This window comes from Pseudomonas sp. P7758 (assembly GCF_013386485.1).
Taxonomy (GTDB): domain Bacteria; phylum Pseudomonadota; class Gammaproteobacteria; order Pseudomonadales; family Pseudomonadaceae; genus Aquipseudomonas.
The window spans coordinates 1-14,547 of sequence record NZ_JACARS010000195.1 but is presented as its reverse complement, the minus strand read 5'-3'; the positions used below and the strand labels follow the sequence as shown (position 1 = coordinate 14,547).

The 14,547-nt window shown below is 62.4% G+C and carries 12 protein-coding genes and 1 pseudogene; 3 read left to right on the top strand and 10 right to left on the bottom strand.

From position 1 onward, the window contains the following. Window positions 1-115: 115 nt before the first annotated feature. The 5 genes from HX873_RS30000 to HX873_RS29980 form a co-directional block, all read right to left on the bottom strand. Entirely contained in the window at window positions 116-3,229 is a 3,114-nt protein-coding gene (locus tag HX873_RS30000) for an efflux RND transporter permease subunit (protein ID WP_177040028.1), read from the bottom strand. Beyond that, a complete protein-coding gene (locus tag HX873_RS29995; protein ID WP_177123640.1) occupies window positions 3,226-4,497 on the bottom strand; it encodes an efflux RND transporter periplasmic adaptor subunit in 1,272 nt (423 codons plus the stop codon). Before HX873_RS29995 ends, HX873_RS30000 begins: the two co-directional genes overlap by 4 nt. Beyond that, window positions 4,490-5,728 (bottom strand): TolC family protein, encoded by a 1,239-nt coding sequence (locus tag HX873_RS29990; protein ID WP_177009770.1) that lies wholly within the window; start codon window positions 5,726-5,728, stop codon window positions 4,490-4,492. The genes HX873_RS29995 and HX873_RS29990 overlap by 8 nt, the downstream gene beginning before the upstream one ends. A 96-nt stretch (window positions 5,729-5,824) precedes the next feature. After that, the gene (locus HX873_RS29985; protein ID WP_003211193.1) at window positions 5,825-6,169 is read right to left on the bottom strand and encodes a hypothetical protein; all 345 of its coding nucleotides are present in this window, start codon (window positions 6,167-6,169) and stop codon (window positions 5,825-5,827) included. A 300-nt stretch (window positions 6,170-6,469) separates the two neighbouring features. Then, a complete protein-coding gene (locus HX873_RS29980; RefSeq protein ID WP_003219728.1) occupies window positions 6,470-7,375 on the bottom strand; it encodes a hypothetical protein in 906 nt (301 codons plus the stop codon). Between the two features lie 368 nt (window positions 7,376-7,743). Between HX873_RS29980 and HX873_RS29975 the strand changes: the two genes are divergently transcribed. Both HX873_RS29975 and HX873_RS29970 read left to right on the top strand, forming a co-directional pair. Beyond that, a complete protein-coding gene (locus HX873_RS29975; protein WP_003219726.1) occupies window positions 7,744-8,427 on the top strand; it encodes a response regulator transcription factor in 684 nt (227 codons plus the stop codon). Next, window positions 8,405-9,802 (top strand): cell wall metabolism sensor histidine kinase WalK, encoded by a 1,398-nt coding sequence (locus tag HX873_RS29970; protein ID WP_008435962.1) that lies wholly within the window; start codon window positions 8,405-8,407, stop codon window positions 9,800-9,802. The genes HX873_RS29975 and HX873_RS29970 overlap by 23 nt, the downstream gene beginning before the upstream one ends. 140 nt (window positions 9,803-9,942) lie before the next feature. Here the strand turns inward: HX873_RS29970 and HX873_RS29965 are convergent, their stop codons facing one another. The 3 genes from HX873_RS29965 to HX873_RS29955 are packed head-to-tail and all read right to left on the bottom strand — an operon-like array spanning window position 9,943 to window position 12,207. Further along, window positions 9,943-10,359: an SRPBCC family protein gene (locus HX873_RS29965; protein ID WP_087694116.1), complete on the bottom strand. Its 417-nt coding sequence runs from the start codon at window positions 10,357-10,359 to the stop codon at window positions 9,943-9,945. Window positions 10,360-10,388: 29 nt separating this feature from the next. Beyond that, a complete protein-coding gene (locus tag HX873_RS29960; RefSeq protein WP_003219722.1) occupies window positions 10,389-11,186 on the bottom strand; it encodes an SDR family NAD(P)-dependent oxidoreductase in 798 nt (265 codons plus the stop codon). 16 nt (window positions 11,187-11,202) lie between these two features. Next, window positions 11,203-12,207: an aldo/keto reductase gene (locus HX873_RS29955; protein ID WP_003219721.1), complete on the bottom strand. Its 1,005-nt coding sequence runs from the start codon at window positions 12,205-12,207 to the stop codon at window positions 11,203-11,205. 118 nt (window positions 12,208-12,325) lie between these two features. On the opposite strand from HX873_RS29955, the gene HX873_RS29950 reads away from it, so the two are divergent. Beyond that, window positions 12,326-13,267: a LysR substrate-binding domain-containing protein gene (locus HX873_RS29950; RefSeq protein WP_177123639.1), complete on the top strand. Its 942-nt coding sequence runs from the start codon at window positions 12,326-12,328 to the stop codon at window positions 13,265-13,267. A 72-nt stretch (window positions 13,268-13,339) separates the two neighbouring features. Here the strand turns inward: HX873_RS29950 and HX873_RS29945 are convergent, their stop codons facing one another. Both HX873_RS29945 and HX873_RS29940 read right to left on the bottom strand, forming a co-directional pair. Next, complete coding sequence (locus HX873_RS29945) at window positions 13,340-13,549, bottom strand: YXWGXW repeat-containing protein (RefSeq protein ID WP_177123638.1); 210 nt, start codon at window positions 13,547-13,549, stop codon at window positions 13,340-13,342. 494 nt (window positions 13,550-14,043) lie between these two features. After that, window positions 14,044-14,476 (bottom strand): annotated as a pseudogene (locus tag HX873_RS29940) (periplasmic heavy metal sensor). Between the last annotated feature and the right edge of the window lie 71 nt (window positions 14,477-14,547).

Here is a 14,547-nt window from a genome sequence, read left to right as displayed (position 1 = left end):
GAATGAGGTCTAAATGTGGGAGCGGGCTTGCTCGCGAACGCGGTGGGTCAGCCACGGCATCTGGCGACTGACACACCGCTTTCGCGAGCAAGCCCGCTCCCACATTTGATTGTCGTTAGCTTTTGGATTTGCGCATTAGCCTATATGCCGCCGGGATGACGAACAGGGAGAGCAAGGGCGCTGTGAGCATGCCGCCAATCATGGGCGCGGCAATCCGGCTCATGACTTCGCTGCCGGTGCCGCCGCCTAAAAGGATCGGCAGCAAGCCGGCGATGATTACGGCCACGGTCATCGCCTTGGGCCGCACGCGTAATACGGCACCTTCGGTGATGGCTTCCAGCAGGGCCTGGTCCCCTCCTCCCTGGCGTTCGGCCCAGGCGTTTTTCAAATACAGCAGCATGATCACGCCGAACTCCGCCGACACCCCCGCCAACGCGATAAATCCAACACCCGTCGCCACCGACAGGTTGAAGCCCAGCCAGTACAGCAACCACACCCCACCCGTCAGCGCGAACGGCAACGTGGCGAGGATCAGCAGCGCCTCATCCACCCGCCGGAACGTCAGGTACAGCAGCACGAAGATGATCAGCAAAGTCGCCGGCACCACCAGTTTCAGGCGTTCATTGGCCCGCTCCAGGAACTCGAACTGCCCCGAGTAGCTGAGGCTCATGCCCGGTTGCAGTTGCACGTTCTGGTTGATCGCCTCGCGCAAGTCCTTCACCACCGACGCCAGGTCGCGATCACGCACGTCAATGTACACCCAGCCGGAAGGCCGAGCGTTTTCGCTCTTGAGCATCGGCGGGCCTTCGCTGACCTTGATCCTGGCCACGGTGCCCAGGGTGATCTGGCTGCCTGACGGCGTATAGATCGGCAGGTTGCTCATCGCGCTCACCGAGTCGCGCCATTCTTTCGGGTAGCGCAGGTTGATGGGAAACCGCGCCAAGCCTTCGACGGTCTCGCCGATGTTTTCCCCGCCAATCGCCCCGGAGACAATGGACTGCACATCGGTGATGTTCAGGCCATAACGCGCGGCGGCCGGGCGGTCGATATCCACGTCGATGTAGCGCCCGCCCGTCAGGCGTTCCGCCAGCGCCGAGCTGACGCCGGGCACCGTCTTGGCGACCTTTTCCACGGCCTGGGTCACGGCGTCGATGTCCATCAGGCTGGAACCCGCGACCTTCACGCCGATCGGGCTTTTGACCCCGGTGGCGAGCATGTCGATGCGGTTGCGGATCGGCGGAATCCAGATGTTGGTCAGCCCCGGCACCTGCACCACCCGGTCGAGTTCCTTCACCAGTTTTTCCGGGGTCATGCCCGGCCGCCATTGGTCTCGCGGCTTGAACTCGATGGTGGTTTCGAACATTTCCAGCGGCGCCGGGTCGGTGGCGGTTTCGGCGCGGCCGGCCTTGCCGAACACGTGGGCGACTTCCGGCACGCTCTTGATCAAGCGGTCGGTACGTTGCAGCAATGCGCCGGCAGTTTGCGTCGACAAACCAGGCAACGCCGACGGCATATACAACAGGTCACCCTCATCCAGCGGCGGCAGGAATTCACCGCCCAGGTGCGACACTGGCCATAGCGCACTGGCGACCATCAGCAGCGCGACCAGCAAGGTCATGCGCGGCCAGCGCAGCACCGCGTCGAGGGCCGGTTGGTAGAGTTTGATCAGGCCGCGATTCAGCGGGTTGCGTTGCTCATCGGGAATACGCCCGCGAATCCAGTAGCCCATCAGCACCGGGATCAGGGTCACCGACAACCCCGCCGCAGCGGCCATGGCATAGGTCTTGGTGTAGGCCAGCGGCCCGAACAAGCGGCCTTCCTGGGCTTGCAGGGTGAACACCGGGATAAACGACAAGGTGATGATCAGCAGGCAGAAAAACAACGCCGGCCCCACCTCCACTGCCGCATCGGTGATGACCTTCCAATGCGCCTCCCCCTTCAATTCCTGGTTCGGATGCGCGTGGTGCCAGGCTTCGATTTTCTTGTGGGCATTCTCGATCATCACCACCGCGCCATCGACCATCGCGCCGATGGCAATCGCAATCCCGCCCAGGGACATGATGTTCGCGTTGATGCCCTGGAAGCGCATGACGATAAAGGCAATCAACACCCCCACCGGCAACGAGATGATCGCCACCAGCGAGGAGCGCAGGTGCCACAGGAAGATCCCGCACACCAGCGCCACCACCAGGAACTCTTCGAGCAGCTTGTGGCTGAGGTTGTCCACGGCGCGATCGATGAGTTTGCTGCGATCGTAGGTGGTGACGATTTCCACCCCGGGCGGCAGGCTGGTTTGCAGTTGCTCCAGCTTGGTCTTGACCGCCGCGATGGCCTCGCGGGCGTTCTTGCCGCTGCGCAGGATCACCACGCCGCCCACCGCCTCGCCTTCGCCATCCAGTTCACTGATGCCCCGGCGCATGTCCGGGCCCAGCTGGATCGTCGCCACATCCCCAAGGGTCACCGGCACGTTGTGGGTGTCGAGCCGCAGGGGAATGCCGCGAAAGTCCTCCAGGGTTTTCAGGTAGCCGGACGCACGCACCATGTATTCCGACTCACCCATGTTCAGCACCGAACCGCCGGTTTCCTGGTTGGCCTTGCCGATGGCTTCCACCACCTGGGCCTGGGTGATGCCGCGACTGGCCAGGGCCAGCGGGTCGATCTGCACCTGGTACTGCTTGACCTGGCCGCCGATGGTCGCCACTTCGGCGACATTGGGCAGGGTCTTGAGCTCGAACTTGAGGAACCAGTCCTGCAACGAGCGCAGTTGCGCCAAGTCGTGTTTTCCGGTGCGGTCCACCAGCGCGTACTGGTAGATCCAGCCGACACCGGTGGCATCCGGGCCCAGCGCCGGCTTGGCCGATGCCGGCAAACGCGCCTGCAACTGGCTCAGGTATTCCAGCACCCGCGAGCGCGCCCAATACAGGTCGGTGCCTTCGTCGAACAGCACGTAAACATAGCTGTCGCCGAAGAACGAAAAGCCACGCACGGTCTTCGCCCCCGGCACCGAGAGCATGGTGGTGGTCATCGGGTAAGTGACCTGGTTCTCGACAATCTGCGGGGCCTGGCCCGGGTACGGCGTGCGGATGATCACCTGCACATCCGACAGGTCCGGCAAGGCGTCCACCGGGGTGTTCTGGATCGACCACAAACCCCAGGCCGTCACGAATAAAGTCGCCAACAACACCAAAAAGCGGTTGGCCACCGACCAGCGAATCAACAGGGCGATCATGGCCGGGCTCCCGGTTGCATGCTCATGCCGTCCATGGCCCCCTCATCTGAAAAACCGCCGGACGATTGAGTGGTAATTCCCTTCAAACTTGCTTCGGAGTCCAGCAGAAATTGACCGGAGGCCACCACCTGCTGGCCTTCCTGCAGGCCGGCGAGGATGACGGTGTTGTCCTGGTTTTCTGCACCCACCTGAACTTCTACCGGGCGATATCGCCCGCCCTCCTCGGCCACCATCACCAGCACGCGTTTGCCGGTGCGAATCAACGCCTCGCTCGGCAGCAACAGCACCGATTGGCCGCTGGATTGGGCCAGGCGCACCTGGGCGGTCATACCGGGGCGCAACATACCGTCAGGGTTGGGCAGTTCGACCCGAACCTGCACGGTGCGGCTGTCCATGGCAGTTGCCGGCAGAATCGCGGCGACGGTGCCTTTGACGACTTGTCCCGGCAACCCGACAAAACGGCTCTCGACCGTTTGCCCAACGGCCAGCGCGGCGCCCTGGGCTTCAGGCACGGCGACCTGCAGCCACACGGTGCCCAGGCCATTGACCCGCGCCAGGGTTTGACCCGCCGCGACGGTCATGCCTTCGCGTACGTCGAGGGTCTGCAACGCGCCGCCCAGCGGGGTGGTGATGGTCATCACCGATTGCGCCCGGCCGCTGCGCTCCATCTGCGTGATCAGCCCGGCGGGCATGCCGCTCAAGCGCAGACGCTGGCGGGCGGCAGCCAACAAACCTGGATCGCTGTGTCGCAGAGCAAGGAACTCTTCCTGAGCGGCGGCCCATTCGGGCACCAGAATGTCCGCCAGAGGCGCCTGAGCCTTGAGCACATCCCCCGGCGCACGGGCGTAAACCCGCTCGACAAATCCGGCAGCGCGCGCCTGCACCACCGCCACATCGCGGTCGTTGAAGGCGAGGATTCCCGACAGCTCAAGACTTGACGCCAGCACCCCACGGCTGACGCTCGCCAGGCGCACGCCGATGTTCTGGGTCAGGCTCGAATCGATATGAATCGCCGCACTCTCCTCGGCGCCACCGGCGTAGCGCGGCACCAGTTGCATGTCCATGAAGGGCGACTTGCCCGGCTTGTCGAATTTTTGCTGCGGGTACATCGGGTCGTACCAGTACAGCGCCTTTTTCTCGTCCGGCGCCCGCATCGTCCCGACCATGGCCGGCTGTGCCTCGCGTGTCTGCGCCAGCCAATAGCCGCCACCCAGACCCAGCAGCAGGACGCCGCCCAACAGGGCCATATTCACGATTCGGTTATTCATTGGCGGGTTCCCCGTAAGCAAAATACAGCTGGGCGCCGGTCAGGGCGCGCTGTTCAATGGCATCAATCTGTTTGAAGCGCGCCTCGACCCACTCGCGGCGGGCGCTGACCACGCTCATCAGGTCGCCCTTGCCCGCGCGATACCCCGCCAGGCTCAGCGACAATTTCTCCTCGGCCAGCGGCACCAGGCTGTCCTGGCTGCGCTGCACGGCGCGGTCCAGCCGCTGGTAGTTGGCCAGGTCGTCTTCGAGTTCCTGGGTATGTTCACGGGTCTTGGCTTCGCGTTCGGCGTCCAGTTGGTCGAGTTCGGCCTGCTTGGCGGCGATACCGGGGTTTTGTCGGCGACCGGGGAAGATCGGCAAATCGAAGGTGAATTGCAGGCTGACCATGTCCCCGTACTCACGGCCTCGGTGCTGGTAGTCCACTTCCCAACTCCAGTCCGAGGTCTTTTGCGCCCTGGCCTCGTTCAGCCGGGCTTCGGCCTCGCGGGTGCGCGGTGCAAAGGCTTGCAGAACCGGGTGCTGGTGCAGGTTGTGGGTGAAGCCGGTGGTGTCGATTTTCCAGTTCGGCAATTGCCCGCTGGGGGCTTCACTGGCGGCCGGGCCGATCCAGCGCTTGAGGGCCGCCCGGGCCTGGGCGCGTTGCTGGATCAGCTCATCCTCGCGCTCGGCCAGGTCAGCCGCTTCCTGCTTCGGGATCACGACGTCGGAAGGCTGCCCGCGACCGCCGGCCAGTTGCGCACGCACGGTGTCTTGCAGCAGGCGATTCTGCTGATAGAAGTCCTTGAACAGCGCCTCTTTACGCTCCACCGCATAGGCGCGAATCCACGCCTGGGCGGTGGCCTGACGCACATTCAAGCGCTCGATCCGGCCTTCGGCGGCAGCCGTGTCCACGCTGGCCGACGCCAACTCAACCCGTGCCTTGCGCTTGTCGCGGCTGGGCACTTGTTGCTGGATGCCGATCATTTGCTCGGTCATGTCATCGCCATACAACGTGCCGCGATTGGGCCCGCCAACGGGGAAATTTTGCAGGCCTACTACCAGTTTCGGGTCCGGCAGTTCGCCGGCCGGAATCGCCGCCTGGGTCGCGGCCTGCAATTTGGAGGATTCAGCCGTCAGCGACGGCGCGTTGTTTTGCGCCAGGCGCAAGGCCTCATCCAGGGTCAGCGCAGACGCCAGCGTCGGCCACGCCAGCACGCCCATCACCAAGGCACGCACGCATAGGAAATTCATCTTGAAGTGTCCTGTTCTGTTGCGCTGCGCACCGCTTTACGCGGCCCACAGCAAGGCCGTCCCGGTTCAGGGACGAGTCTTCAGGTGCAACAGGATTCAGCTACGGGGCGGGCGCCAGACGCCGGACGGCGTGCGGTCGGGGATGAAATCAGAAGAGACGCTGACGACCAGCGCATTGGAAGCAGTCACCGGGGCCTTGAGCACCGGCATCGACAATTGCAGCATGCCGCCGGTCTTGCACTCCTGGCCGGGCTTGCAGCTTTTGCTGTGATCGGCGGCTGCGCCGTCCTGGCAACAGTCAGGGGCCATGTCGCTCATCATCTGCATGTCGGACATCTGCATCGGGCACGGCTCGGTGCTCGACGGCACACCCGCCATCCCGGTCAGGGGAAGCGCAAGACTCAACAGCAGGACCAGGAAAAAACGCAGATAGCGACTCATGGGACGGGAGCTTAGCCAAAAGGCGGTTAAGCAACAATTAACAAAATCCGGAGATTTCGCCTTCGCCCGGAATGCAGCAACGACACAAAACAAAATGTGGGAGCGGGCTTGCTCGCGAAAGCGGTGTATCAGCCAGTTCATATGTGACTGATACACCGCTTTTTTCGCCAGCAAGCCCGCTCCCACATGAGGACCGAGCAAGCCTCAGGATCAGTGCATGAAGATCGCGATCAGGATAATGACCGGGATAGGCACACCGAGGAAAAACAGCAGTAATGAGCGCATGACGTTCTCCTTGAATTAACGAACGGAAGTGGTGTGGGGAGTGGTTTCCAGATACACCACGGCATCCCGGCGACGACCACCAAAGGTTGCAGCGAGGCTGGCAAAAAACGCACCGATCAACAGCGCCACGAAGGTCCACAGCGACGTGTAGGCAGCCACTTTTGCAGCCGTGTCGGCAGCCTGCTTGGCTTTCAACTTGGCGTCATCCAGGGCTTTTTGAGCCTGGCCATAGACCTGGTCAACACGCGCCTCGGCATCGGCCTGGCTGAGGTTGGTCCGCTGGCTGATCAACTGTGCAAGGTACGCACGGTCTTCAGGTGCCAGCTGACCATTGTTGCTCACGGTACGAGCGAAGATGCGAGCGACCACACCATGCACCGCGTCATCACTGACGGCGGCCGGGCGATCATCACGGAACAGGCTGTCGACGTAGTAGCCAAAGTCTTCGCCCTTGGAGGCAGCGCCAGCCACCTGGCTCATGCCACTGACGGCACCCGAGGCCACACTGGCACCGGCCTTCACACCACCGCTGACCACACTGCTGACCGAACCGACGATCAGCACCGCCGTCACCAGTGTCGCCACGGCCCAGGCCAGGAAGCCATGGGCGGTGTCGCGAAAGTACACCTCATCGCCGTGCATATTGGCCCATTTCACCCGCAGGCGACCGGCGATGTAACCGCCCATCCCCGACGCGATGATTTGCGTAACCGCCAGCCAGACAATGGTAGAAATGCCAAGCCCTTTGGCGCTGATGCCACTGTCGGCCCACGGCGACACCGCCGAAAAGCCCAGGCCGAAGCCCAGCAGTACCAGAATCAAGGACAGCGCAGCCGCGGCAGCGGCCCCGGCAAAGATCGCGCCCCAGGAAACCCCGGAGAGCGTGCTCGACTCTTGCAGCGTGGATGAGGATGTAATCATTGTTGTTTTGCTCCAGGCATGAAAAATAGTGTTACAAGTCTCAAAAGGGACAGTGCAGGCGACGTGCCAGAAGCTCGAAAATTAAAACTTCATATATTTCAACAACTTAATTAAGTTGAACTAATTTGAACCATGCAACTTGCAAGAAATGGCCCGGAGCGGCGGGCGTATTGCATTCCTCGTAGGAAATAACCCGTACGCCCCCCATGGCATGCAAAAAATCCTACACACACAGCGTTCGTTCAGATTCAGCGGGTTATGGTGAATTGTGTCGTTTGTGCCTACATAAATTTTTATTTAGGAAGCGGGCTATCATTTCTTGGCAAAATGCCCGCACTTCAGTGTGAATCGCTCACCAGGTAATCCTTATGACCCGCATTTTGACCATCGAGGACGACGCCGTAACGGCCCGCGAGATCGTTGCCGAGCTGAGTAGCCATGGACTGGACGTAGACTGGGTAGACAATGGCCGCGAAGGCCTGGTCCGTGCCGTCAGCGGTGATTACGACCTGATCACCCTCGACCGCATGCTCCCGGAACTGGATGGCCTGGCCATCGTCACCACCCTGCGCACCATCGGCGTATCCACGCCGATCCTGATGATCAGCGCCCTCTCCGATGTGGATGAACGGGTACGTGGCCTGCGGGCCGGTGGTGATGACTACCTGACCAAACCGTTCGCCTCCGACGAAATGGCCGCCCGCGTCGAAGTGCTGCTGCGGCGCAAAAGCACGGTCAAGGAGTTCGAAACTGCCTTGCGCGTGGCGGATCTGGAACTGAACCTGATCAGCCGTGAAGCCAGCCGTGCCGAACAGCCCCTGAGCCTGTTGCCGACCGAATACAAACTGCTGGAATTCCTGATGCGCAACACCGGGCAAATCCTCTCGCGGATGATGATCTTCGAGGAAGTCTGGGGTTATCACTTCGACCCGGGCACCAACCTGATCGACGTGCACATCGGTCGCCTGCGCAAAAAAATCGACCCGCCGGGCCTCACGCCGCTGATCCGCACGGTACGAGGTTCCGGGTATGTCATTGCTGAACCCCTCTAAAGGCTGGCGCTCTTCCAGCAGCCGGCTGCTGGCGCTCTACAGTTCGTTGTTCGTGGCCTGGAGCTGCATCCTCATGGGCGTGCTGTACTACGAGGTGTCCGGTTACCTGGGCGACCTCTCACGCCACTCCCTGATGCAGCGCCAGCACCTGTTCCAGCGGTTTGACGGCGAAGAGCTGGTGGAAGCCCTGACCACCAGCATGACCTTCGACATGAAGGGCGTTGACGCCTACGGCCTGTTCGATAATCAGTTCAACCCCATCAGCGGCCCGATCCGCGTGATACCGCCCGACCTGCCAATGGACGGACACATCCATGCCCTGGCCAACTGCATCGACTCCGACGACCCGAAACTGCCGCGCGACAGCTGCGACGCCGTAGCCACCCACACCGAAGACGGCCGCTGGCTGATCCTGGTGCGGGCCAACGGCTCGCTGTTCGGCGTGACGCGGATCATCCTGCACGCCTTGCTGTGGGGGATCACCCTGACGATCATTCCCGGCGCGGCTGGCTGGCACCTGCTGCGACGGCGTCCGTTGCGACGGATTCGCGGGATCCAGGCGAGCGCCGAAGCCATCGTGGCCGGCGACCTGACCCACCGCTTGCCGTTGTCTGACCGACGCGACGAACTGGACATGCTGGCGGCCATCGTCAACGCGATGCTCGACCGCATCGAGAAGCTGATGAACGAGGTCAAGGGCGTGTGCGACAACATCGCCCACGACCTGCGCACCCCGCTGACCCGCCTGCGGGCGCAGCTGTACCGGATCCAGCAGCAGGCCGATGAGGACGCGCCCCACGCCCTGCAACTGGACGCGGCCATCGCCGAAACCGACACCTTGATGGCGCGCTTCCGTGGCTTGCTGCGGATTTCCGAACTGGAAGACCATCAGCGCCGCTCGGGCTTCCTGGTGCTTGATCCCCTGCCCTTGCTGCAGGAACTCCACGACTTCTACCTGCCCCTGGCAGAAGAAGGCGAGATGGAATTGCTGCTGCAAGTGCCGGACTCGTTACCGTGGATCACCGGCGATCGCGCCTTGCTGTTCGAAGCCCTGGCCAACCTGCTGAGCAACTCGATCAAATTCACCCCGCCGGGCGGCGAAGTGATCCTGCGAGGCGTGAACGATGCCGGCAGCACCCGCATTGAAGTCCTGGACTCCGGCCCCGGGATTCCCGCAGCTGAACGTGCCGCGGTGTTCCAGCGGTTTTACAGGGTGGACGAAGGCAATCAGCAACAAGGCGGGTTTGGGTTGGGGCTGTCGATTGTGGCCGCGATCATCAACCTGCACGGTTTCAAACTGGAAGTCGGCAGCAGCGAACGAGGCGGTGCGAAGCTGATCCTCGAATGCCGCCAACAACTGATGCCCGAAGCCTGAAGCCTGAAGCCTGAAGCCTGAAGAACACCACAAAACCAATGTGGGAGCGGGCTTGCTCGCGAATGCGGAGTGTCAGTCAACCCATCTGGCACTGATCCACCGCATTCGCGAGCAAGCCCGCTCCCACATTTGATCTTCATTCAGCCCGGAAAATTACCCCGCAACGCATCCAGCCCACCGCTGTAGACACCGGTAAACAACTCCTCCACCGCCGCATCCGTCACACCGGCCACCGGAGTGAACACGCCCGACCAGGTCACCTTCGCGGAGCTGTCACCCAGCGCCTCAACCTTCAACGTCGCCAGATACTCACTCACCGGAAACGGCGACTCGCTGATCGAATAACTGTAGGTACGCGCCGCATCATCAAAGCGTTGCAGCCGCTCCACCACCACACCACCATCCGCCGTTTGCAGATGACGCACACGCCCGCCTTCACTCGGCTCGCTCTTGACGATAAAGGGCAGCCAGTCCGGCAGCGAATTGAAGCCGCCGACCAATTGCCAAACCTGTTCGGCCGAAACCGGGATTTCAATAACAGCAGATGCTTTTGCCACGATTAACACTCCAAACCATTCAAGAAAAATCAGATCGCCATGCTGTCGACAACACCGCCGTCGACCCGCAACGCGGCACCGGTGGTGGCAGAGGACAACGGTGAAGCAATGTACGCCACCAGATTCGCCACTTCATCCACATTCGCTGCGCGCTGGATGATCGACGTCGGCCGCGCATTGCGCACAAACACATCCGCCTCGTCCCGCGCACTGCGCCCGGACTTGGCCACGGCGTCCTTGAGCATGTGCTCCAGGCCATCGGTAAAGGTCGGCCCCGGCAGGATCGCATTGACCGTCACCCCGGTGCCCGCCAGGCGTTTGGCCAAGCCATGGGACACCGCCAGGTTGGCGCTTTTGGTCACGCCGTAATTGATCATGTCAGCCGGCGTTGCCACCCCGGATTCCGACGACACAAAGATCACCCGGCCCCAGCCCTGCTCGACCATGCCCGGCGTGTAATGCCGCGACAAACGCACACCGGAGATCACGTTGACCTCGTAGAAACGCGTCCACTCGCTGTCGGGAGCGTCAAAGAAATCGACGTCGTTGAAGATCCCGAGGTTGTTCACCAGGATGTCGGCGCGCGGCTCGGCGGCGAACAGCTTTTCAGCGCCCTCGGCCGTACCGAGGTCCGCCACCAGCCCACGCAGATCCGCGCCGGGCACGGCCTGGCGAATGGTCGCCAGCGCCTCGTCGACCTTGCCCGATTCACGCCCGATCACCACCACCGTAGCGCCGGATTGCGCCAGCGCCTGGCTGATGCCCAGGCCTATGCCGGCGGTGCTGCCACTGACGATTGCGACTTTGCCACTGATATCAATTTTCATATTCGCGTTCCTGTGGTTAGAGCGGCAGCGGTGCACGGGCCGAAATCAATCGTGCCTCGCGCAGGGCCTGCCAAAAGGCTGCGGGAATCTTCTCTGACAACGCCGCGACGTCTTCAGCAATGCGCCCCGGACGACTGGCACCCGGAATCACTGCGGCCACTGCCGGGTGAGCCAGGGAGAATTGCAGTGCAGCGGCTTTCACACTCACGCCATGGGCCGCGGCAATCGCCTTGATCTGCTCGACCTTGCTGATGATCGCCGGGCTGGCTTTCTGGTACTCAAAATGTGCGCCGCCCGCCAGGATCCCGGAGCTGTAAGGGCCACCGACCACGATCTCGACGTTCTGCGCCTGGGCTGCATCCATCAAGCGCTGCAAGGCGCGTTCATGGTCGAGCAAGGTGTAGCGACCGGCAAGCAGGAAACCGTCGGGCTGGGCTTCGGCCAGGTCCAGGGTCAACTCGCAAGGCTCGACCCGATTGACGCCCAGGCCCCAGGCCTTGATCACGCCTTCTTCACGCAGGCGGGTCAGCACCTTGAAAGCACCGGTGCGCGCCTGATTGAAGTAGTCCAGCCATTGATCGCCGTAGAAATCCTGGGCGATGTCGTGAATCCACACGATGTCGAGGCGGTCGGTTTGCAGGCGGTTGAGGCTGTCTTCGATGGAGCGCAGGGTGGCATCGGCGCTGTAGTCGTTGACCATCTTGTTCGGCCGGCCATGTTCAAACACGCCGCTTTTCTCGCCGAGGTCGCGGGCGCTTTCTTCCACTTCATCCAGGATCACCCGGCCGACCTTGGTGCTGAGCACATAGTCGTCACGGTTGTACTTGGACAGGGCCTGGCCCAGGCGGATTTCCGAGAGGCCCGAGCCGTAGAACGGTGCGGTGTCGAAGTAACGCACGCCCTGGTTCCAGGCTGCTTCAACGGTGGCTTGCGCCTCCTCTTCAGGAATCGCACGGAACATGTTGCCCAAGGGGGCGGTGCCAAAACCCAGCACGCCGGGCAGTTTGTCTTTCAAGCTCATGGGGTAAATCCTCAAGATTGTTCAAGGTCGCTGTGTTGACCGTTGAGCAGATCGTAGATTGCAGAGATCGGACCGTCCAAGACATACTGCGACCAACTTGAGTCCCTTAAGGTCTGACATGATCGACTTCCGCCAATTGCGCTACTTCGTTGTAGTCGCTGAAGAAGAACACGTGGGGCGTGCTGCCGAACGGTTGCACATCTCCCAATCGCCCCTGAGCCGGCAGATTGCCCAATTGGAAGAACGCTTGGGCCTGACCCTGTTCGAGCGCAGCCAACAGCGCATCCGCCTGACCCGCGACGGCCAGACGTTCCTCGCCGAAACCAAGGCGCTGCTGACCCACGCCAACCGCCTGGAGTCATTGGGCCGGCGATTGGGTAAAGGCGAAGAAGGCGGACTGTGCATCGGCTACATCGAAAACGCCATGCACGCGGGGGTGCTGCCCAACGGCCTGAAGGTACTGCGTGACGCGCGGCCCAACGTGCATATCGCCCTGTACAACCTGCCCTCCGCCGAACAGCTGGAAGGCCTGCGCCAACGCAGCCTGGATATCGCTCTGGTGGGTGAACCACCGGCGGCGGATGACCCGGACCTGATGGCATTGCAAGTGCTGGACGATCCGATGCTGCTGGCGCTGCCCGAGCAGCATCCGCTGGCCAGCGTCAGCGAGTTGCTGCCTGAGCATCTGGCCGAGCAGCAATGGATTGGCGTGCAGCGCAAAGCGGGTGCAAACCCGGCGGATGACTTTGTTGCGGCGTGCATTCGGGCAGGGTTTACCCCGCAGATTCCGATGGAAGCCAGCGAGCCGTTTACCGCGTTGGGGTTGGTGGCGTCGGGGCTAGGTGTCGCGATGGTGCAAAAGGGTTTGAGCCGCAATGCACCGCCGGGCGTTGTGCTGCGAGAACTGCCGTGGCTGACCTACACCACGCCGCTGTGGGCGGCGTGGCATCGGATCAATCTGCGGCCGCTGGTGGAGGCGTTCAGGAAAGTCCTGACAGAGCCCCTATCACCTGTGGGAGCCGGGTTTGCCCGCGATGCAGGCACCTCGGTCTGTCAGTAAGACCGCGGTGACGCCATCGCAGGCAAGCCAGCTCCCACAGGGTTTCGGTGTCGCAGTTGAACGTGTGGTGGATCAGTACCGCCAATGCCCCGGCACCCATAACCACTGCCCGTTCCCCCAGCGATAGTGCCCCCGCACCCACTGATACCCTGGCGCCGGCGCCACCGGCACCACCTCGACCAAAGGCGGCGGACGCCGCGGATGAACAGGCTCGACAATACAACCGGACAACGCAGCCGCCATCAACGTGGCGGCCAGCGTAGCTTTGAATAGGCAGGACATGGCACGGTTCCCCAATGAGACTGACCTTCGCCTGAGTGGCGGGCCTACCCGGGTTAAACGCCGCCAGCCGGGAAATCCGTCGCCCGTCTCGTCGGTTATTAATGCTCGTTCCCACGCTCTGCGTGGGAACGCATACCGTGACGCTCCGCGTCACCACTGCGCAAGACTTGAACCTTGCATCGCCAACTGGACGCAGAGCGTCCGGGGCGGCATTCCCACGCAGAGCGTGGGAACCATCTTCATATATTCAGTTCCGCAGCGAGCTCATGTGGGAGCCGGGCTTGCCCGCGATGCAGGCACCTCGGTCTGTCAGTCAGACCCAGGCGATGCCATCCGGTGATTAATGCTCGTTCCCACGCTCTGCGTGGGAACGCATACCGTGACGCTCCGCGTCACCACTGCGCAAGACTTGAACCTTGCATCGCCAATTGGACGCAGAGCGTCCGGGGCGGCATTCCCACGCAGAGCGTGGGAACGATCATCCGTCGCTCGTCTCAGTTACTTCTGGCGACCTTGCCCTTCGCCTGCCCCTTCATATACAACGCCTCCACCAACCGTTGGCGCTCATCCCGGGGCAAGGTGCTGGCGAACTGCGCCAGGGTGTTGTCCACCAGCGCCCTGAGCGCCATGTCCGCCTCCCGGGCCTTGCCCAGATCCGTCACCAACGCCTCACGGTCGAGAGTCGGCGCCTCCAGTTGCTTGATCANNGGCGCGGTTCTGGCGCAACAACTGGCGCAGTTCCTTGCGCCGTTCCGGCGGCAGCTTGACCATCGCCTGGCGCAGGCCATGCTGGTTAACCACCGCCTCGGCGGGCTTGGTATTCGCCAGCCAGTGGTACAGGCCACCACCGACCCCGCCGATCAAAAACACGTTGAACAACACCGACACAACCAGCAGCGGCTTCAGGTACTTGGGTGACGGGGTCATTGCTCGCTTTCCTCGGCGTTGACGGTGAAGACGACTTCGGCGTCGCCCTGGTCGAAGACACTCGGCAATAC